General features: G+C 40.4%; 17 protein-coding genes. 9 read left to right on the top strand and 8 right to left on the bottom strand.

From position 1 onward, the window contains the following. Positions 1 to 51: 51 nt before the first annotated feature. Together Q0976_RS01295 and Q0976_RS01290 are read left to right on the top strand one after the other, a co-directional pair. On the top strand, positions 52 to 501 hold the full coding sequence (locus tag Q0976_RS01295; protein WP_299490069.1) for a dirigent protein: 450 nt from the start codon (positions 52 to 54) through the stop codon (positions 499 to 501). A gap of 12 nt (positions 502 to 513) precedes the next feature. Next, the gene (locus Q0976_RS01290) at positions 514 to 1,212 is read left to right on the top strand and encodes a c-type cytochrome (protein ID WP_299490067.1); all 699 of its coding nucleotides are present in this window, start codon (positions 514 to 516) and stop codon (positions 1,210 to 1,212) included. 8 nt (positions 1,213 to 1,220) lie between these two features. Here the strand turns inward: Q0976_RS01290 and Q0976_RS01285 are convergent, their stop codons facing one another. The 7 genes from Q0976_RS01285 to ilvC form a co-directional block, all read right to left on the bottom strand. Further along, positions 1,221 to 2,351: an alanine--glyoxylate aminotransferase family protein gene (locus Q0976_RS01285; protein ID WP_299490064.1), complete on the bottom strand. Its 1,131-nt coding sequence runs from the start codon at positions 2,349 to 2,351 to the stop codon at positions 1,221 to 1,223. A 163-nt stretch (positions 2,352 to 2,514) separates the two neighbouring features. Next, positions 2,515 to 4,059 (bottom strand): threonine ammonia-lyase, biosynthetic, encoded by a 1,545-nt coding sequence (ilvA, locus tag Q0976_RS01280; RefSeq protein WP_299490062.1) that lies wholly within the window; start codon positions 4,057 to 4,059, stop codon positions 2,515 to 2,517. A gap of 54 nt (positions 4,060 to 4,113) precedes the next feature. After that, positions 4,114 to 5,958, bottom strand: coding sequence for a dihydroxy-acid dehydratase (gene ilvD / locus Q0976_RS01275; RefSeq protein WP_299490060.1), 1,845 nt, complete (start codon positions 5,956 to 5,958; stop codon positions 4,114 to 4,116). Positions 5,959 to 6,074: 116 nt separating this feature from the next. Next, positions 6,075 to 7,001 carry a branched-chain amino acid transaminase gene (locus Q0976_RS01270; RefSeq protein ID WP_299490057.1) on the bottom strand — a complete coding sequence of 309 codons (927 nt, stop codon included), beginning with the start codon at positions 6,999 to 7,001 and terminating at the stop codon, positions 6,075 to 6,077. Positions 7,002 to 7,012: 11 nt separating this feature from the next. Then, the gene (ilvM, locus tag Q0976_RS01265; protein ID WP_299490056.1) at positions 7,013 to 7,270 is read right to left on the bottom strand and encodes an acetolactate synthase 2 small subunit; all 258 of its coding nucleotides are present in this window, start codon (positions 7,268 to 7,270) and stop codon (positions 7,013 to 7,015) included. Further along, positions 7,267 to 8,940: an acetolactate synthase 2 catalytic subunit gene (gene ilvG / locus Q0976_RS01260; protein ID WP_299490054.1), complete on the bottom strand. Its 1,674-nt coding sequence runs from the start codon at positions 8,938 to 8,940 to the stop codon at positions 7,267 to 7,269. The genes ilvM and ilvG overlap by 4 nt, the downstream gene beginning before the upstream one ends. Positions 8,941 to 9,484: 544 nt before the next feature. Beyond that, a complete protein-coding gene (ilvC, locus tag Q0976_RS01255) occupies positions 9,485 to 10,966 on the bottom strand; it encodes a ketol-acid reductoisomerase (RefSeq protein ID WP_299490050.1) in 1,482 nt (493 codons plus the stop codon). A gap of 205 nt (positions 10,967 to 11,171) precedes the next feature. On the opposite strand from ilvC, the gene ilvY reads away from it, so the two are divergent. The 5 genes from ilvY to Q0976_RS01230 all read left to right on the top strand — a co-directional run bounded on the left by ilvY (position 11,172) and on the right by Q0976_RS01230 (position 17,633). Next, positions 11,172 to 12,044, top strand: coding sequence for an HTH-type transcriptional activator IlvY (gene ilvY / locus Q0976_RS01250; RefSeq protein WP_299490048.1), 873 nt, complete (start codon positions 11,172 to 11,174; stop codon positions 12,042 to 12,044). 275 nt (positions 12,045 to 12,319) lie between these two features. Further along, positions 12,320 to 12,499 carry a hypothetical protein gene (locus Q0976_RS01245; RefSeq protein ID WP_299490045.1) on the top strand — a complete coding sequence of 60 codons (180 nt, stop codon included), beginning with the start codon at positions 12,320 to 12,322 and terminating at the stop codon, positions 12,497 to 12,499. 56 nt (positions 12,500 to 12,555) lie between these two features. After that, a complete protein-coding gene (locus Q0976_RS01240; RefSeq protein ID WP_299490043.1) occupies positions 12,556 to 14,019 on the top strand; it encodes a sodium:solute symporter family protein in 1,464 nt (487 codons plus the stop codon). Positions 14,020 to 14,308: 289 nt separating this feature from the next. Next, positions 14,309 to 15,286, top strand: a complete 978-nt coding sequence (locus Q0976_RS01235) for an HlyD family secretion protein (RefSeq protein WP_299490041.1) — start codon at positions 14,309 to 14,311, stop codon at positions 15,284 to 15,286. Between the two features lie 37 nt (positions 15,287 to 15,323). Continuing rightward, positions 15,324 to 17,633, top strand: a complete 2,310-nt coding sequence (locus Q0976_RS01230; RefSeq protein WP_299490039.1) for an FUSC family protein — start codon at positions 15,324 to 15,326, stop codon at positions 17,631 to 17,633. A 233-nt stretch (positions 17,634 to 17,866) separates the two neighbouring features. Here the strand turns inward: Q0976_RS01230 and Q0976_RS01225 are convergent, their stop codons facing one another. Continuing rightward, complete coding sequence (locus tag Q0976_RS01225; protein ID WP_299490037.1) at positions 17,867 to 18,721, bottom strand: SMP-30/gluconolactonase/LRE family protein; 855 nt, start codon at positions 18,719 to 18,721, stop codon at positions 17,867 to 17,869. 176 nt (positions 18,722 to 18,897) lie between these two features. Between Q0976_RS01225 and Q0976_RS01220 the strand changes: the two genes are divergently transcribed. Continuing rightward, positions 18,898 to 19,425: a GNAT family protein gene (locus Q0976_RS01220; RefSeq protein WP_299490035.1), complete on the top strand. Its 528-nt coding sequence runs from the start codon at positions 18,898 to 18,900 to the stop codon at positions 19,423 to 19,425. Between the two features lie 201 nt (positions 19,426 to 19,626). Then, positions 19,627 to 21,045, top strand: coding sequence for a hypothetical protein (locus Q0976_RS01215; RefSeq protein ID WP_299490033.1), 1,419 nt, complete (start codon positions 19,627 to 19,629; stop codon positions 21,043 to 21,045). The last annotated feature ends 44 nt before the right edge of the window (positions 21,046 to 21,089 follow it).

The raw sequence follows: 21,089 nt of genomic DNA, 5'->3' as shown, positions 1-21,089 counted from the left end.
ATATACCCCATCAAAAAAAGCACCATGGGTTAAATATGATTAAGGAATAACATGCGCGCAACAAAAAAGATTAACCTCATCTGTATTGGCCTGCTAATGTCAATTTCATGTAGCACAATTGCCAAAGAGAAGACCCTTGTGACTATTGCCGACGCTAAAACAGCCCCTGCGATATATATCGATCTTCCACCAAAAGGTGACTCTTTAGGCGATCAATATTTATTTGACCAGCCATTATTAAACGATAAAAAACAAAAAATCGGCACCAATAGTGGATTTTGTGTACGAACGCGGCTAAACCATAGCTTGCAATGTCAATGGACACTTAGCTTACAAAACGGCACTATTCAGGTACAAGGCCGAGAATTCGATAAAGGTATTTCACCTATTGCCATCGTCGGTGGCACAGGTCAATATCGATATATTGCAGGCGAAATGGAATCAAAAAACAATGGCGATGGGACCTTTTTACAGACATTAACGTATTCGCTTTTGAAATAAGGTTACCTACGGATGGTCAAAAAATTATTACTCAGTTATTGCGCATTGGTGCATTTATATGCTCCAAGCTATGCGGCATCTAGCGATAGCTTAAAATTGATCACACAAGTTCGAGAACACGCCCATTACTCCTGTGCAGAATGTCATGCTATTGACGGTAATCCCCCCATCACAGATCAATATAACAAACAATCGCCCACCTTAGCTGGGCAAGATATGGATTATTTAATTCGCCAGCTATTGGCCTTTAAAGCAGGTGAACGTCAAACAGATGAAATGAAAGGTATTATGCAAGATTATTCTCGCAGTGAAATTAAGAAAATTGCCCAGTATTTCTCAAAGCAACCGCTTAAAATAGCCTCAAATTTAAATCCAACTATCGATACCTTAATTCACACTCAAAAAGAAGATGCGATATGGGTAGAGAAAGGCAAAAAACTGTATCAAGAAGGCGATATCAAACGCAATATCGCCTCATGCCAAAGCTGCCATGGTATCAAAGGGGAAGGCAACAAAATAAAACATGCTCCACAATTAACGGCCCAGCATGCTCGATATGTTCGAATGGCACTACATGAATATCAGCAAGGTAAGCGAACCACAGATAAAGCATTTGGTAGCCCAATGCAGTTAATCACCAAAAAACTCTCAAATGATGACATCAAAGAGCTCGCTGCTTATATTCAAAGCATGACGCCTTCCTCTCCTTAAAATAGCGCCTAATTCAACACATCACTCAACGCCTTAAGACACAAGCTCACATTTTCACGTCGTGCGCCATAGCCCATTAATCCAATGCGCCATGCTTTACCTGCAAAAGCGCCTAAGCCCGCGCCAATTTCAAGGTTATAATCTTGCAATAAACGCGATCTCACTTGTCCATCATCGATACCTGCAGGAATCAACACGGTATTAAGTTGAGGCAACCTCACCGCTTCTTGCACCACAAATTCAAGCCCAAGCTTTTCTAAGCCTTGACGTAAAATTAAGTGTTGATCTTGATGCCGCTGCCATGCATTTTCCAACCCTTCTTCAGCTAATAAACGCAAAGATTCATGTAAGGCATATAATGCATTCACAGGGGCCGTATGATGATAACTGCGCTTGCCCTCTCCACTCCAATATCCCATCACCAGACTTTGATCGAGGAACCAGCTTTGCACGGGTGTGGCTCTTGCTTTCAGTTTTTCAACAGCCAAAGGCGAGAAAGACACTGGCGATAACCCAGGCACACAAGATAAACATTTTTGGCTACCAGCATAAATGGCATCAATGCCCCATTCATCGACTCTAAGCTCCACCCCCCCTATGGATGTGACCGCATCAACAATAGTTAAACAATCATGTTGTTTCGCTAGTGCACAAAGACTTTTAGCATCAGATAACGCTCCAGTGGAGGTTTCCGCGTGCACAAAAGCCACAAATTTTGCATCGGGATGTGCCTTTAGCGCCGCCTCAAGTGCATCAACATTAACCGCTTCGCCCCATTCATTATCCACCACAACAGCAACCGCGCCAATACGCTCGACATTTTGACGCATACGCTCACCAAACACACCATTACGGCACACAATCACCTTTTCCCCTGGCTCAACTAAATTGACAAAACAGGTTTCCATGCCCGCAGAGCCGGGCGCCGATACAGCCAGCGTCATGGCATTACTCGTTTGAAAGGCATATTGAATAAGTGCTTTAAGCTCATCCATCATGGCCACAAATAAAGGGTCAAGATGCCCAATGGTTGGTTTAGCTTGCGCTGCTAATACTTGTGGGTGTACATCGGAAGGCCCTGGCCCCATTAATATACGTTGAGGCGGGAAAAATGGCTGAACGGTAGGAGCAACTAACATGATATTTCCTTATAAAAACAAGACAAAAAACACTAGAGCAGAAAAATAACTGACACATAAAATAGCAAGCCAATAACATACCACAAGCTTAAAAAAGAATCATAATGAAAAAGCCACACTGAATATTCAGCATGGCTTTTTTGTCTCACCCCTATACTTCCATTCAGTTCGTTAAGAATAATTGATAAGCAGGGTTATGTGTTTCTTCTTTATACTCAAAGCCTAACTTATTTAAAAATTGTTGAAAAGCCAAATTGTCAGTTTCGGGTACTTCAAAGCCTGCCAGTACTCGGCCAAAAGCCGCTCCATGGTTACGATAATGAAACAGCGTAATATTCCACTGGCTTTTTAATGTGATTAAGAATTGAAACAAGGCGCCAGGATGCTCAGGAAATTCAAAACAAAACAAACGTTCTGTCAAAACTTCAGAGGGATGACCACCCACCATATAGCGCACATGTAGCTTTGCCGTTTCATCCATGGATAAATCTTGAACTTCAAAACCTTCATCTTCAAGATTTGTCACGATGCCATCAAGCTCACTTTGTCCTGAAGTGAGTTTAATCCCCGCAAACACCACTGCTTTATCACGGCTGTTGAAACGGTAATTAAATTCGGTCATGACACGTTTTTCAAGTAACTCACAAAAACGCAAGAAAACACCTGGCTTTTCAGGTACTTTCACCGCTAGAATCGCTTCTTTTTGCTCACCAAGCTCACAACGCTCTGACACATAGCGTAAGCTATGAAAGTTCACATTGGCGCCACTTAATATTGCTGCAACCTTCTCACCTTTACCACTATCACCAACATACTTTTTAAGGCCTGCTAACGATAAGGCGCCTGCAGGCTCTGCAATCGCGCGAGTATCTTCAAAAATATCTTTCAATGCCGCGCAAATTTCATCTGAAGAAACCGTGATCACTTCATCCACATATTCACGTGCCAATTTAAACGGCTCAGCGCCAATTTGTTTCACCGCGACACCATCGGCAAACAACCCGACTTTATCCAGCACCACACGCTCATCAGCTGCTAATGCGGCTTTTAAACAAGCAGAATCTTCCGGTTCGACGCCAATGATTTTCACTTGTGGCATCACCGCTTTATAATAAGCAGCAATGCCTGCTATGAGCCCGCCACCACCCACAGGCACAAAAATGGTTTCTAAGTCCCGCTGTTGCTGTAACATTTCTTGTGCAATGGTGCCTTGACCCGCAATCACCGCTTCATCATCAAAGGGGGCCACATATACACGCCCTTCTGTTTTTGCTAAATATTGTGCATGGGCATTGGCCATATCAAAGGCTTGACCATGTAATACCACCTCACCGCCTAAACGGCGCACGGCATCAACTTTAATGTCTGGCGTCGTCTCAGGCATCACAATGACAGCACTTATTCCTCTTGCGGCCGCAGACATTGCTACGCCTTGAGCATGATTACCCGCAGAGGCACACACGACACCGCGCTGACACTCATCAAATGAGAGTTCAGCAATCTTATTGTAAGCACCTCTTAACTTAAAAGAATGCACAGGTTGGAGATCTTCTCGCTTTAAAAAAACCTGACAGCCTAATCGCGCGGATAGCTTATTAAGACTCGATAACGGCGTCACCTTGGCAACATCATAAACGGAGCTCAACAAAATTTTCTGTAGATAATATTGGGCTAATTCTAACTGTGACTGTGAAGCTAATGCGAGCATATCAAACCTCAATGGCAGGACATTCGCTCTGTCCTGCCTATAGATGAAAAAGAACTACAACTTAGTGAGATCGCGCACCGCACCTTTATCGGCACTGGTGGCTAATAGCGCATAAGCTTTCAATGCTGAAGACACCTGTCTAACACGACCAACAGGTTTCCATGCATCTTGTCCTCGCCCTTCCATCGCATAACGGCGTGCCGTTAATGCATCATCACTAATGGCTAAAGTAATAGAGCGAGAAGGAATGTCGATTTCAATTCGATCGCCAGTTTCCACTAGACCAATGGTGCCACCTGCTGCCGCTTCAGGTGACACATGGCCAATAGACAGACCTGATGTGCCGCCAGAGAAACGTCCATCGGTAATGAGCGCACAAGCTTTACCTAAACCGCGAGATTTTAAGTAACTAGTCGGGTAAAGCATTTCTTGCATACCCGGCCCCCCTTTAGGGCCTTCATAGCGGATCACCACCACATCACCGGCCACCACTTCACCACCAAGAATACCGGCTACCGCATCATCTTGACTTTCGTATACTCGAGCAGTCCCCACAAAGGTATGATTCTCTTCATCCACACCCGCAGTTTTCACAATACAGCCATCAAGGGCAATATTACCCGATAGCACCGCTAAACCGCCTTCTTGACTAAACGCAAATTCACGTTTGCGAATACACCCTTCTTCACGATCGATATCAAGACTCGGCCAACGACAACTTTGACTAAAAGCCAGAGTCGTTGGAATGCCCGCAGGACCTGCTGAGAAAAACTGATGCACAGCCGCATCATCACTTTGCGCCACATCATATTTTGCCAACACGGCTTTCAAGCTCTCACCAGCCACGTGAGGCACTTCGTTGTGTAACAATCCTGCTCTATCAAGCTCACCCAAAATCCCCATCACACCGCCAGCGCGGTGAACATCTTCCATATGATATTTAGGCGTTGACGGCGCCACCTTACAAAGATGAGGCACAAGACGTGACAATCTATCGATGTCATCCATAGTAAAATCGACTTCTGCTTCACGCGCCGCCGCCAATAAATGCAATACAGTATTACTGGAGCCCCCCATGGCAATATCCAATGTCATGGCATTTTCAAACGCTTTAAAACTGGCAATATTACGTGGCAGCGCGGATGCATCATCATCACGGTAATAACGTGTCGTTAAATCCATTACACGCCTACCCGCTTCTAAAAATAATTCACGGCGATCGGCGTGAGTGGCTAGCATAGAGCCATTACCAGGCAAAGATAAGCCTAAAGCTTCAGTTAAGCAGTTCATTGAATTTGCGGTAAACATGCCAGAGCAAGAACCGCAAGTGGGGCAAGCGCTACGCTCAATTTTCTCACTGTCTTCATCAGACACGCGCTCATCGGCGCCCGCCACCATAGCATCAACCAAATCAAGCTTAATGATATTATCCGATAGCTTAGTTTTACCCGCTTCCATCGGCCCACCCGACACAAATACCACAGGTATGTTAAGTCTTAATGCAGCCATCAACATACCAGGGGTGATTTTGTCGCAGTTTGAAATACATACCAAGGCATCGGCGCAATGGGCATTAACCATGTATTCGACACTATCGGCAATCAATTCACGAGAAGGTAAACTATAAAGCATACCGCCATGCCCCATAGCAATGCCATCATCCACCGCAATAGTATTGAACTCTTTCGCAATACCGCCCGCTTCTTCGATGGCGCCGGCCACTAAAGATCCCATGTCTTTTAAGTGAACATGTCCGGGAACAAATTGTGTAAAAGAATTAGATATAGCGATAATCGGCTTGCCGAAATCGTTATCTTTGACACCCGTAGCACGCCAGAGTGCGCGAGCACCTGCCATGTTACGACCTTCGGTACTGGTAGCTGAACGTAATTTTGGCATTGCGATTGTCCTATCTTTGAGAAAATAACCCTATATTAGAATGAGCTATTATCATCTGTATCAATAATGCTAAAGCAGCGATGCAATCAACACCCTGCTTTAACCACGACTCATTTTCACTTTAAAGGCTCTAACCAGCCCCACTTATCTTTTGTTTCTCCGGTAAATAAACCAAAGAAGCTATGCTGTACTTTCTTAGTAATAGGCCCACGGTGCCCTTCACCTATATCAATTCTATCGACACTGCGAACAGGGACAATTTCAGCCGCTGTTCCCGTCATGAAAATTTCATCGGCTAGATATAAAAACTCTCGTGACATGGCTTCTTCAACGACTTCATAACCCATGTCTCTGGCAAGAACCATAATCGTATCGCGGGTCAATCCCATTAAAATGGCAGCGGTTGCAGGTGGGGTATAAATTTTGTTTTTCTTCACCACAAATAAGTTAGCACCCGCGCCTTCGCTCACTAACCCGTTAGTATCAAGGGCAATCCCTTCATCAAAACCATTTCGTTTGGCTTCCGTTGAAATTTGCAGTGATGATAGATAATTACCACCCGCTTTAGCGCCAGTAGGGATAGTATTGGCCGCCAAGCGATTCCAAGATGTAACCGCGACATCAACCCCCGCTTCCATACTGTCTTCACCTAAATAAGCTCCCCATGGAAAGCCTGCCACCAATAAGTCACATACTGCATCTTTAGGGGGCGTGATCCCCATGCCCACATCCCCATAAAACGCTAATGGGCGAATATAGGCACTGCTTAAGTCATTTTTCAGTACACTATCAGTACAAGCTTGCATAACCTCATCAAAACTAAAAGGAATAGGCATGCGATAAATCTTGGCTGAATCAAACAAACGTTGCACATGATCCGTTAATCTAAAACCTGCTGGCCCCAAATGTGTGTCATAAACACGTATACCTTCAAATACAGAAGTGCCATAGTGCAACGCGTGGGACATCACATGAACTTTTGCATCCGCCCAAGGCATGATTGCACCATTAAACCAAATATATTCTGCTGTTTTTGCGGCCATTATTTTTTTCCTTATACGCTAGCAAGTTTGTTTTCTATCTTTGATGGTAAGACTTGGCACTCAAGCACATCAATTAATTTATTCAATTGATTACTCAGTAAAGTAATTGCCCGCTCACTCTCTACGGCTATATCCACCATACTAGTCTCATTCTCATGGACTTGCATGTTAATGCTCATCACCTTAAAACCACGATGGCGAATGACTCTTAAAACACGCTCTAATACTTCGGCGCGTTGATGTACCGTTAAAATCATGTCGTAGATCATATTTGCGTCTCCGTCTCGTCCATCATATTGTGATTCGCCGCCCCAGGCGGCACTAAAGGCCAAACATTATGTGCATCATCAATAGCAACATGTAATAAAAAAGCCCCTTTCGCATTAAGCATTTCATCAAGACCCGCTTCGACTTCATCAGCCTTATCAATTGTGCGGCCAGGAATGTCAAAAGCTGAAGCTAAGCGTACAAAGTCAGGATTATCAGATAAATCAGTTTCGCTATAACGCTCTTCAAAAAACAGTTGCTGCCATTGTTTAACCATACCTAACTTTTGGTTATCAATAAGCAATATCTTAACCGGAAGTTGCCGACGCTTAAGCGTGGCAAGTTCTTGTACATTCATCATAAAAGACCCATCACCTGATACCGCAACAACGGTTGATTCAGGGCGACTCACTTTAGCGCCAATCGCCGCAGGTAAACCAAATCCCATCGTGCCCAGCCCGCCACTGGATAAATGATTTTCAGGTCTGTCAAACCACATATGTTGAGCAACCCACATTTGATGTTGCCCCACATCACAGCTCACAACGCTGTCTTTTGGCAGTTTTTGCGCTAAGCGCCTTAACATAGAAGGTGCATAAATCAGCTCCCCAGGACAGTCATAATGTCGCTCATGAGTTACTTGAAGTTGTTTCACTTCCTCGCACCATTCATTGATATTCAATGTTTGAGTAATGGCAGGTAACACTTCACGTAAATCACTGGCAATAGCAACATCCGCAGCCCGCAATTTACCTAACTCTGCCGCATCTATATCAAGGTGAAGCACCTTGGCTTTACTCGCAAAACAAGACAAACGTCCAGTCACTCGGTCATCAAATCGTGCTCCAATGACCACGAGTAAATCACTTTCTTGTACCGCAATATTTGCCGCTTTTGAACCATGCATGCCCAGCATGCCTAAATAACCAGGCGTATCGATAGTAATGCTCCCCAGCCCTTTTAGCGTTGCAACGGAAGGCATGCCAGTCACATCAATAAAGTCACGTAATTGACTCACTGCATTGGCCATTCCCACACCACCACCGGCATAAATAATGGGTTTCTTTGCCGCTTGTAATAAGGCTTTTGCAGCATCAATATCGGAATCTTGATGCCAAGGTTCAGGTATTACAGCATGTAAGGGGGTTTTATATTCCAGCATGGCCACTTGGATATCTTTAGGTATATCGACTAAAACGGGACCTGGACGACCCGAAGTTGCAATTTCAAAGGCTTGATATAAGGTAGGAATAAGCTCATCAATGTGAGTCACCATAAAACTGTGTTTAGTACAAGATAAGGACATCCCTAGCATATCAATCTCTTGAAAAGCATCGGTACCAATAAGATGATTCGGCACTTGTCCGGTAATCGCCACCATAGGCACTGAATCTAATAATGCATCGGCAAGGGTAGTCACTAAATTTGTCGCACCCGGTCCTGAAGTGGCAAAGCACACACCAATTCGGCCACTGGCTCGCGCATAGCCTAATGCAGCAAAAGCAGCACCTTGTTCATGCCGGCTTAATAGGTGATCCACAGTGCTACCATGAAGTGCATCATAAAGCGGCATGATAGCGCCACCAGGATAACCAAAGATTGTATTCACACCATGAGCGACTAACGCTTTGATTACTGCATCAGCACCACGAATTTTCTGCCCTTGTTCCATTAATCTCGTCACCTCTATTGCCATGCATTACAAAAAAATTGTGCTTTACAGCCCATTGAAACTTTAAGGATACTAATAAAAAACCCCCCGGTCCTTTCGGAGCGGGGGGTTTGTTTCAATCTTTAAACCTCATTAGGTATATCGATTTAGCATACGCTGCCCCCGCTGTGACTTGAGAGCCACGACGGTAATAATCACAATAATGAGCTGAGCAACTAAATGACGCATCGTTAATCTATATCCTAATCAGTTTCTTTGCATAAATTCGGTTATCGACTCTTACATAAACATAAAAGCGATACTTAAGGTTTACCACAAAGCCAAAAATAAAGACAACAAAAACTTTGTATCATTTGTTGTCTTTCAGCTAATACGGAATGTAATAGCATTAAACACATGAAAGAACAACATACTACTCACGTCCTTATTGCAACTATTCTACATTCCTTAAAATTAAATCTTGCACTCAAACTCAATCTCAATCTCAATCTCAATCTCAATCTCAATCTCAAAAATTATTCGCGTTTAAGGGCAAACCTAATCATTAAGCTTCTTCTACAATTTTTTTCATTTCTGTCATGTAACCGCGCAACTTAGCACCCACTTTCTCAACTGGGGTATGACGAATAGCTTGGTTGACTTCAATTAATCGAACATTATCGACACCATTATGAGTATCGCTAAGGCCTGCGCCTAATAGTTCTTTAGGCATATTATTGACGTAATCACGCAACATAGGCAACGCAGCGTGATTAAACAAGTAACATCCATATTCAGCCGTATCAGAAATAACAACGTTCATTTCATATAAACGTTTACGGGCAATTGTATTCGCGATTAATGGCGTTTCATGTAATGACTCATAATAAGCAGACTCTTCGATGATGCCGGCTTCAACCATAGTATCAAAGGCAAGTTCTACGCCCGCTTTAATCATAGCAACGAGAAAAATACCTTTATCGAAATACGCTTGCTCATCGATAACCTCATCACTTTCTGGCGCATTTTCAAAAGCAGTATCATTCGTTTCATTGCGCCATTTTAAAAGATTTGCGTCATCATTGGCCCAATCTTCCATCATGGTTTGTGAAAAATGACCACTGATAATATCATCCATGTGCTTAGCAAAAAGCGGTTTAAGAATTGATTTTAGCTCTTCAGCGGTTTCAAAGGCCTTAATTTTGGCCGGATTGGATAATCTATCCATCATGTGAGTAATACCGCCGTGCTTCAACGCTTCGGTCGTCGTTTCCCACCCTTGCTGAATAAGCTTAGCCGCATAACCTGGCTCAACACCATCGGCAACCATTTTCTCATAACCTAAAATAGCTCCCGTTTGTAACATGCCACATAAAATGGTTTGCTCACCCATCAGATCCGACTTCACTTCGGCAATAAATGATGAATGCAATACACCGGCTCTGTCACCACCGGTTGCACTGGCATACGCTTTAGCAATGTCGAAACCATCGCCATTAGGATCATTTTCAGGATGAACCGCAATCAACGTTGGCACACCAAAACCACGCTTGTATTCTTCACGAACTTCGGTACCTGGACACTTAGGTGCGACCATAATAACCGTTAAGTCGGGACGAATTTGCATGCCCTCTTCGACAATATTAAATCCATGAGAATAAGCCAGCGTTGCATTTTGCTTCATGAGTGGCATAACTGAATTGACAGCTGCGGTATGCTGCTTATCAGGGGTTAAATTCAACACTAAATCCGCTGCTGGGATTAAATCTTCAATAGTACCAACACGGAAACCATTGCCCGTGGCCATTTGATACGAAGCGCGCTTTTCACTAATCGCTTGCTGGCGCAGTGCAAAAGAAATATTTAAACCAGAATCACGCATGTTTAAACCTTGGTTTAAACCTTGAGCGCCACAACCTAATATGACAATGTTCCAGTCTTTGATATAATTACAGCCTTCACTGAACTCACTGCGATCCATAAAGCGGCACTGAGCCAGCTGTTCTAATTGTTGACGTAAACTCAGAGAATTAAAATAGTTAGCCATCTGTTGTACCACCTCATTAAAGGACTACGGGGAGCGATTGACTCTCATTAAGCCAAATCGCGATTGAAGCCACTATAGCGCAAGCTTTTCATTGCTTAAAATGATATATTTGGAACACTGTATTGCATTTTTTGCAACACAAATACTATGTTTTGTATTAGTGATCACAGCGTTAAGAAAAATATTTACTACTTGAGCAAATGTTATGGATATTCGTACAATTAAACTCTATCTTCACCTATGTGATAGCTTACACTTTACTAAAACAGCACACGCCATGCATGTGAGCCCTTCAACCTTAAGCCGTGCCATGCAACGTTTAGAAGAAGAAGTGGGTGCACAATTATTTAGGCGAGATAATCGCAGCGTTTCACTGACTAATGCAGGGATTGAATACCGGCATTTTGCCGAACAAACCTTAAATAATTGGGGAAAATTAAAAACAAAAATCGATCCCAAACAAGATCTGCTAAGAGGAAGGTTAAATTTATTTTGTTCCGTAACGGCCGCTTATAGCCATCTACCGGGTTTACTTGACCGCTTCAGGCGAGAACATCCTTTAGTTGAAATAGCCTTAACCACAGGCGATGCTGCGAACGCAATCCATGAAGTAAGTCAAAATCGAACCGACATCGCTATCACTGCTTTACCCGAGCCTTTTCCTGATAGCTTACATTTTTCCAAAATCGATAATATTCCTTTAGCCATCATAGCCCCGACTTTTAGATGTAAAGTACAAGAATTACTTAACGAATCATACCTTCCTTGGGACAGACTGCCTTTTATTGTTCCTGAACATGGCCCTGGACGCATTCGTATTGATAATTGGTTCAGAAAATTAGGGTTAATTCCCAATATTTATGCTCAAGTATCGGGCCATGAAGCCATTGCCTCTATGGTTGCACTGGGTTGTGGTGTCAGCATCACACCAGAAGTTGTCATTAAAAATAGTCCTGTGAGAGATAGGATCCAACTCCTACCTTCACCTATCGCCATAGCACCTTTTGAATTAGGTTGCTGCTGTAAAATAAAGCGCCAAGAAGAGCCCGTGATCAGCGCATTTTTAAAAGCAATATAAATTAACTGATCACACGAAAAGAACCTTAAATTGGTAGTGTAATTACAACCATACCAATTTAAGATCATTATTAACTATTAACCTCCCAGTTGTTACAAAAATGACTAAGTTAAATGATTAGTCTTTCCAACAAACATCTTGTTGATAATTAAGATCTTTTAATACAGCTCACCAGCCAAATTTAGACTAATATCTACTATCAGGTTGATTTAAAATAGTAAATAAACGCAGGCTGAATTACACTGTAAAACACTGTTACACACCATTGAAAAAACATGACTCCCGTAAAAGCGCCTTTGCTCAAACTGTCTTTTTTATGTTTATTATTAACTGCTCCCTTTCTTGATGCCACCACCTATTGGGGGATCCCATTGTGGGCATGGGGCTCACTTATCCTCAGTATCATTTATGCGCTGCTCCTGTTTATCGCACTAGAAAAAGAGTGGGATGAATAAAAAACCTATCACCGCCTTTTCCCTGTTAAAAACGAATAAAATAGCGTAGAGACAACATGACGAATCCCTTACTCAACCCCCCTAGTATGATATTTCTTATCCTTTATTTGGTATCTCTTATTGGCGTTGGCATTCTAGGGAAGCAAAAAAGTCAAGAAAACACACTTAATGACTTCTATTTGGGCGGTAAAAGTTTTGGCGTCGGGGTGTTATTTTTGACCTTATATGCAACACAATACAGTGGTAACAATCTCATTGGGTTTGCAGGTTCAGCTTATCGAAGCGGCTGGTTTTTCTTAGTTGGTATGACCTTAATGCTATCGGTTATCGGTGGTTATATGCTGTATGCCCCCAAGTTATTTCGATTATCTCAGACCCATAATTTTATCACTGTCGGTGATTTCATTGCTTATCGCTATAACAATAAATGGCTCACCACTCTCATTGTCACTATTTGCTTAATGGTGTTATCCGGTTATATTTTAAGCAACCTTAAAGCCATTGGTTATATTATGGATTATGCCACTGGTGGACAAATTAATTTTGCCCAGGGGATAATCTCTATGGCACTGATTATGGTGATTTATGAAACCTTAGGAGGAATGCGCTCAGTTGCTTGGACTGATGCCATACAAGGCATTCTATTGTTAGTCACCATTTTAATTATTTTTACGGTGGTTTGGACTCAGTATGGTTCAATATTAACGAATCAAACCCTACTGGAAAATACTAACAAACAATTCTTTAAAACACCGAACATAGCAGATATAAAGAGTTGGATTGGAACATTAATCATGGTCTGTTTCGGTGCCGCAGTTTATCCTCAAGCCATTCAGCGAATTTATGCAGCCAAAAATAAAAAAACGTTGCAGCGTTCTTTACAATTAATGCTCGTCATGCCATTTATCACCACATTACCCATCATCATTATTGCCATTATCGGCGCCGCACACTTTCCTAACTTAGATAAAGTCACTTCTGATGAAATCATACTGTTAATGCTATCTAAACTTAATCATATTGCCGGTATGCAATATATCATTACTTTGTTTATCGCAGCAGCGATTGCCGCTATCATGTCAACCGTTGATTCAGCAATGCTGGCCATTTCCTCGCTATTTACGCAAGATATTTATCAAGCTTATCGCCCAAAAACGAGTCAAAGAAAATTGATTTATATGGGAAAAGTGTTTACTTGGATATTAATTGCTATTATGGCTAGCTTGGCCATTTATGTCCCTGTGACTTTATGGTGGTTAATCCAATTAAAATTAGAGCTTCTCTGTCAAATCGCACCAGCAGTTATGATGGGGCTACATATAAAACAATTAAGAGCAAGCTCGCTGTTATGGGGCCTCATTACTGGATTAAGCTTTACACTCATTTATATGTTTACCCCTTCTCTCACCCAACCCTTTGGACTTCCAGCAGGTGTCGTTGGCCTCATGCTTAATGGACTCGTAGTGAACTTGCATCATAGATTCATCCACCAAACTCCTTTAAAAAACCAACAAACCTAATTAGCCTGAACTCGAGTTAAGCAGCGCCGTTAAATATCGCTATTTTGGCCCCTATCTGTGTTGTGCTTCCGACTAATAGCGGGCTATTAGGCACGAAACCTCGCCTTGATATCGACAAAAATATCGGCATTTAGCAAAAAGTGACATAAATAAAAACAGGCAAGTAAATTAAGAATTTGATTTTAAATGCCATTAAATTTATATCTGACACTCATTAACCCGAGTTAAGGTTAATTAAAGCCTATCCAGCTATACTGCTAAATATATGCATTTTAATTATGACGATGTCATGGGATCATTTTTTCACAATAAATTGCTGCTTTTAGCAAGCCTTTTACTTCTCTTTATTGCGGGGTATTACAGCTCTGGCTATTTTTTTATTTATAATAACGATGCCTATGTCAGTGCCAATGTCGTCAAAATCACGCCTAGCGTATCTGGCCTGATAACTCACATAAACATAATAGATAATCAAGAAGTTAAAAAAGGTGACTTACTCGTCACTTTAGATCAAGAACCCTTTAATATTGCCGTTAATAATGCCACAGCCCTCGTTGCGCAAGCCGTTGCACAACAAGATTTACTCAGTACTCAACTTAAGGAAGCACAAGCAGGAATAGAAATCAGCCAAGCTCAAGCCAATTTTGCTAAACTCGAATTTGAGCGTTATCAGATATTACAAAAAAAGAACTCAGTCTCTAAAAATGATCTCGACTCCAAACAAGAAGAATACAACATTGCCACGGCCACACTGGAAAAATCTCAACTCACCTATCAGGACTTAGTCAAAAGAGCCCCGCTCGATCAAGCCCTTGTTCAACAACAAAAAGCCGCATTAAGGCAAGCTGAATACAATCTAAAAATGAGTCAAATTTATGCACCATCAGCTGGCTATATTAACAATTTAAAAGTATATGCTGGCGACTATGCCAATCAAGCCACCCCTCTTTTCGGCTTTATAACGAAAAATAGTAAACATATTGTCGCCAATATAAAAGAAAGTAACTTAGTCTCACTGACGAAAGGCACCCTTGTTTGGGTCTACCTATCAAATCATCCTTGGAAGCTGTATCGAGGACAAATCACCAGTTTTGGCAGAGGTGTATCTCGCAGCAATACCCAACCAGACCCATCATTACCTTACATTGAACCTATCACTAACTGGATACGTTACGAATATAGGATCCCCGTTCGTATAAAGCTGATGAACTTTCCTAACAGTAATCATCTCCCTGTTGGTATTGATGCTAAAGTCATCATCTTTTAACCAGCCTAATGTTAAGCGTATTTAAAGGTACTTATTAATGAATGTCCTTGAAAAAATAAAAAAAGACACTCATCTTCAAGTGCAAACCTTTACATTAAGCTCCCCCCAAACAAGATTAGCTTTTCAAGCCAGTGCAGCCGTTATTGTCGCTATTTTTCTGGCCGTCTTATTGCAAACCCAAGAGCCTTATTGGGCAGGCATTTCAGCCTTTATCTCTACCCAACCGACAGTGGGTAATACCTTATCTAAAAGCCTAGAGAGAGCCATAGGCACAATACTTGGTGCAGCAGCGGCTTTACTGATCATCTCATTATTCATCACATCTCCGCCGCTTTTTTCAGTTGCTATTTTTTTTCTTGCTTTTATCGGTATTTATTTAACCTTTGCCATTGAAGAAAAAACTTATACATGGCTTTTTTTCTATGTCACTGGCCTTATGATCTTATTAGCAAGTCTCAATAATCCAACACCTGAAAATTTTATTAATACCGCCTTTTTTCGCAGCCTAGAAATTATTATAGGTGTATTCAGTAGTTGTATCATTAGCTTATGTTTCACCACTCAATATGCCCATAAACAATTAATTGATTCATTGATAAAACTGATTAATTTACTCATTAAGCTAAATGACACAAACATGCAATATATATCATTGATAGCTCAGCCAAAAAGCCATAATCAACATGAGCAAGAAAAAATACAGCAAGACATCTTTGACACGCTTAAAGCAATCAGTACACATCAAATAAAACAGGATCAATTATTAATCTTTGCTCAGCATGAAATCAAATCTAAAAAACAACATGAGCAATTAATCAGTTTACTCACTAATATTAGAAACATCACTTCCATAGTGATGGATACCACACGACATCAATATCTCAGTGGTGCATTCAAATCAATATTGAAAGAAAATGAACATAGCAAAATGCTCTCAGCCTTAAATCAATTCCATACCCCCTTATCAGAAATACTGAATACAATCAAAGTCGCCTTAACAAGTACTACTGTTCTCAGTGTTTTTGAAAAAACAACCCAATCTTTCATCAATGAAAATTTAACGACAATTAAAATAAGTATGGTTCAACTCAAAAGCATGCTTTTTAAAGAATACACAAATCCCCCAGAGACAGTACATCATCATATACATTCTAAACTCATCGGTTACGAATGGTTTCAATCATTAAAATCCATACAAAATGAAACAAAGAAACTTGCGTTACAGAGCAATGTAGGTAAAGCAAAAACCCATGACTCTCCAGAATTTAAACGCCATATCAGCGATTATTTTAAATATGACCCCTACTATTTTAAACATGCAATCATAGGCGCGGCCGCTATTTTATTTGTCCCTTTTATTTGGCTTTATTTTAATTTGCCCGGTTATTATCAAATTGCAGTTTCTATTGCTGTTTGCTTTAACTTATCGAGCGATATCTCTCGAGATAAGGGTCTATTACGTATTGCGGGGTGCCTTATTGGAAGCATTATATCTCTCTTTGTGCTCACTTTAAGCTTGGACAGTTTCCCATTAATATTAGCCATTTTATTTGGCGTTATTTTCAGTTTTGGGCTTTTACATTTCTCCAACACAGACTCCATGAGCCTAGGAACACAGGCTAATGTTGTCTTTATCATAGGTGTAATCAATCAATTAACCCCTAATACATCCCTCGTCGTTCCATTAGAAAGGCTTGGCGGTATTTTTTTAGGTGTAAGCAGTGTCATCATCTTTCAAGCTTTATTTTGGCCTTATCAGCAACAGGACAAAATAAAGCACACCTATACTTTGCTACTGACTCAATTTAATCAAAATTTGGCTCAAATTTTTTCACATAAAAAAGCCTTAAACACCGCCAATCTTTGGGATAGTCAAGGCGCATATAATCTAAGAAGTTTAAAGCGACACCTCATCGCATTTATAAATTTAAACCAAGATAACCATTCAAATAAAGCTGCTTTTCTATCCAGAAAACAAACACCTTTACGCCTATATTACAGTATTTTTCATTTCTTAATGATAAAAGAAGATCCCTATTATACCGAGTTCGTTCAATCACAAGATAAAAATAAATCTATAATCACAGAAACATATAAACTATTGTCGACACCGCTCTCCCCTGATGAAGCAGACGATATTATGACGCAATACAGTGAAATTGAAGCTCAGTTAATAACAATACTGAAGGAAGTCAGTCCCTCCAAGCTGAAAAATAGAAGCAATACAGCAATCACTCCAAACGCTTTTTATTTATCATTACTGAATATATGTAGCCACAAACACACTTTACTGAAAGAAAATACCCTCTACCTTTCTAAGTCAGCACAAACACCGCCGATAGAATAAAAAATACGATAAAAATGCCTTCTTCAAATTTAGAGCCTTTACGATGTGCAGGCATTTTTTGAATCTTTCTTAGATAATCAGAAAATATTTTCATACGACTCACCTACAATATTCACTTCACTAAATTTTACCATGACAATTGATTAAAAGTTATTCGCTTTTGTAACCATTTATTCTATTGTTGAATAAGTCATTAGCCAATTAATCTAGCAGATATACCCACACCCTACGGCTCATGGTTTTCCAACACCGGAATACTCAATATCAAGGCTATAAATAGCACCGGTTAACAGAGATGTCGCTTCCTCAGGATCAAAGGTTTTTGTCGTCATAATAAACAATGTTCTTCGCTCTTTTCCCCCTAATACGCAAGCCAATGGATGGACTTCATCAGGCAAACTAATTTGCTCCAAATACTCACCTTGTAAATTGACTCGATAAACTAAACAAGACTGACTACAGGCAACCCAAACCGCCCCTTGATTATCGAGGCATATTCCATCTGGACAACTTCCTTTGGGAAAGTAAGCGACTTGTCTCTTATTAGTTAACACACCATGACTATTTAATTGATAAGCACTTAAACAGTCTGCAAAAGTTTCAGCAACAAACAAGGTATTGCCATCAAGACTAACGGCCATTCCATTTGCCGTTCCTATTTCTGTTACGGCTGTTAAACAATGTCCATCACTGTCCAAATGCTTAATGTTACCTAGCCTAGGCGATTCTCCTTGCATATAATTAAAGCTAATATTACCAATAAAAGCATTTCCCCTTTCATCAATAATCATATCATTACTGGCAAAACTTCCCTCATCATCCAAGTTCGCCCAAATGTAAAACTGCCCATCATCATTGAGTTTAAGGACGCTATGTTCAAACACTGATACCGCACAAAAGTCACCATTAGGCATCCAACCTATACCTGATAATGCCCCTTCATATTTTGCCACCAACCTGAGCTGCTGTTGGCCATCAAGCACTTTTATTTCCCCAGAAAACACATCAGTAAACCACAGCTCCCCTTTATGCCAACGAGGAGACTCAGGATAACTTAGCCCTTTAGCGACGCATTTTAATTTCGCCATAAAATGACTCAATATAGCTCACAGATAAATTAAGCATAGTGTAAACATACCTTTGAGGAAAAAAACTTTAAAAAGCATTTAATAATCAATAGATAAAAGAATAATATTGTGATAAAAGAGTCACAATATTATTCGATAATCAGTAGCAAGCGGCGATAAAAAGAAGGTTAAATCACATGAATTTAGTAGGTTCAAGAATCACACTCAAGCAATATGATGAAAGCGACTGGCCATTAGCATTGCATCTCTCGACTGATCCTATACTGATGGAACATGTGTACGATCCTTTTACTGAGGAAGAAGCCAGAACAAAATTTGAAATGCAGCTTTTACCTTGGAATAAAGACAGTGAACACTGGTTATCTTTGAGTATTAATCATAATGAAACGGGTGAAAAACTGGGCAGTATTGGCCTAAAAATCACTAACCCCGATGCCGCAATCGCCGAAATTGGCTTTATGCTTAAAGCATCATCACAGGGGAAAGGCTATGGTTTTGAAGCCCTTTCACTCATTCAAGCCCATGCCTTTGTAACCTTAAAGTTGAATAAACTTGTCGCAACCTGCGCCGTTAATAATACAGGCTCCTATAAGCTACTAGAAAAGGCAGGCTTTATACGAGAAGGGCATTTAAAGCAAAACGCCTTCATTGGCGGTCAATATGTTGATGACTATTTTTACGGGCTGTGTAAATACGATAGATAATGCCAAGAACACACTGGCAATAAGTTAAAGGCCGTTAATAAATTAAGCGATAATAAGTCAACGAGCAGATTCAAAGGATTAAAAAATGAAATATAAATAAACAATTACGTTTAATTTATAATTATTCACTTTTCTGATAGCAAGTGAATATTCTACCTGAGAGAATCAAAAGATTAACATTAATTAATCTTAGGCGGTGAAATGTCCCTCTCTATTTCTATTAGTAATCAATCCAGTATTTTCTCACAATCTCTTACGATGGAAAATTTGCAAACAATTGCAGCGGCAAAACATACAGGTAATGTGCTAAACATGAGCTTATTCGAAAAATTCCTTGACTGGGCTTTTTCAGGCTCAGTAAAGCAAGAAACCGCCGAATTACTGTATGATATATTTCATAACGAGAACCAAGATGAAACCCAAATTAAAAATATAATTGAAAAACTGAACAGTTTGGCACATTCTCAAGATCCACTTAAGCAATGCTTCAAAGCCAATGTATATAATGGCCCAAATGGAGAGATGAAATGCCACATTCAAGTTCTGAACCAATCCTGCGATCAAACTATTTTCAAACGCACGATTAGTGTTAACCTTCAAGAAAAAGCACAACAGCAAATAGCAGAGCAATTGAATCATAATCTTTTAGCCCTGCAAAATAATGGACTCATTGAGAAAGCTTATATTAACCCTGACGATATTTTACCAAAACTCATACCGGAAAATTCACATAAACCTCTCGACATTAATCAGCTTGAAATCAACGTAAACCTAAATCAGAATAACCATAGAATCGCAAAAGAGGTTTTTGAAAAAAATACTGAACTAAGAGAGCTCAATGCTCAAAATAATCTTAAAAAAATCGACGAAATCAAAGACTGGTTCATCGATGATGATATGCATTCAGCAAAACGGCTCCTAGAATGCACAGATGAAATAAACCTTTCGAATTCAATCGTCGCCCCAGTATCGATGTGTAACAAAATGATCAACATGCTCAACTCTGTGAAGCCTGAATACAGAGAGCAATTTAATGCCACACTTGAAAAAAATGAAGTAGGTCAATATCAGTTAAAACTTAATATCATTCGTGATGATAAAATTTTTATTCAACACACTCAGCCGGTTGAAGATTACAGCAAGTTTCAACAAATCGACAAAGATGACCTAGACGTTCCTTACGGTTTCTCAGATGAGTTCAAAATAGAAGCAAGCCAGCATCAACTCAAGGTACTAGAATACCCAAATGAAGGTATTGAGCAATTCTCAAGTGTTATTGATCCATACACAGTTAATTTAGGGCAATATAGCCGCGAGCCAAAAGATATTCAAGAAGCACATGACGACACCGAAATCCAGATTGAACTTGCTAAATTTGAAATGATACTACAGGACAAGTTCAAAAAAGATAAACAGAGTATAGAAGAACTATCAAAGACAAATAACCCTACAGTTACATCACTTTTAAATAATTATATCACCATGCAAAAGGAGATATTCTCTAACCTAAGACTTGCTAAAGGAATAGATGTATTTCATGGTGTTGAAGAACACATGAAGTTTGGTGGAAAAGGCCAAATGGATGACAATGGTAATATACACTATTTTAACCATGTATAAGTTATAAAAATCAACAAAAACAACATCAATGAGTTAAATAAGCG

This window comes from uncultured Shewanella sp. (genome assembly GCF_947501665.1).
GTDB lineage: Bacteria > Pseudomonadota > Gammaproteobacteria > Enterobacterales > Shewanellaceae > Shewanella.
Note: the sequence above shows the minus strand (reverse complement) of the source record. Positions and strands in the feature narration are given on the sequence as shown.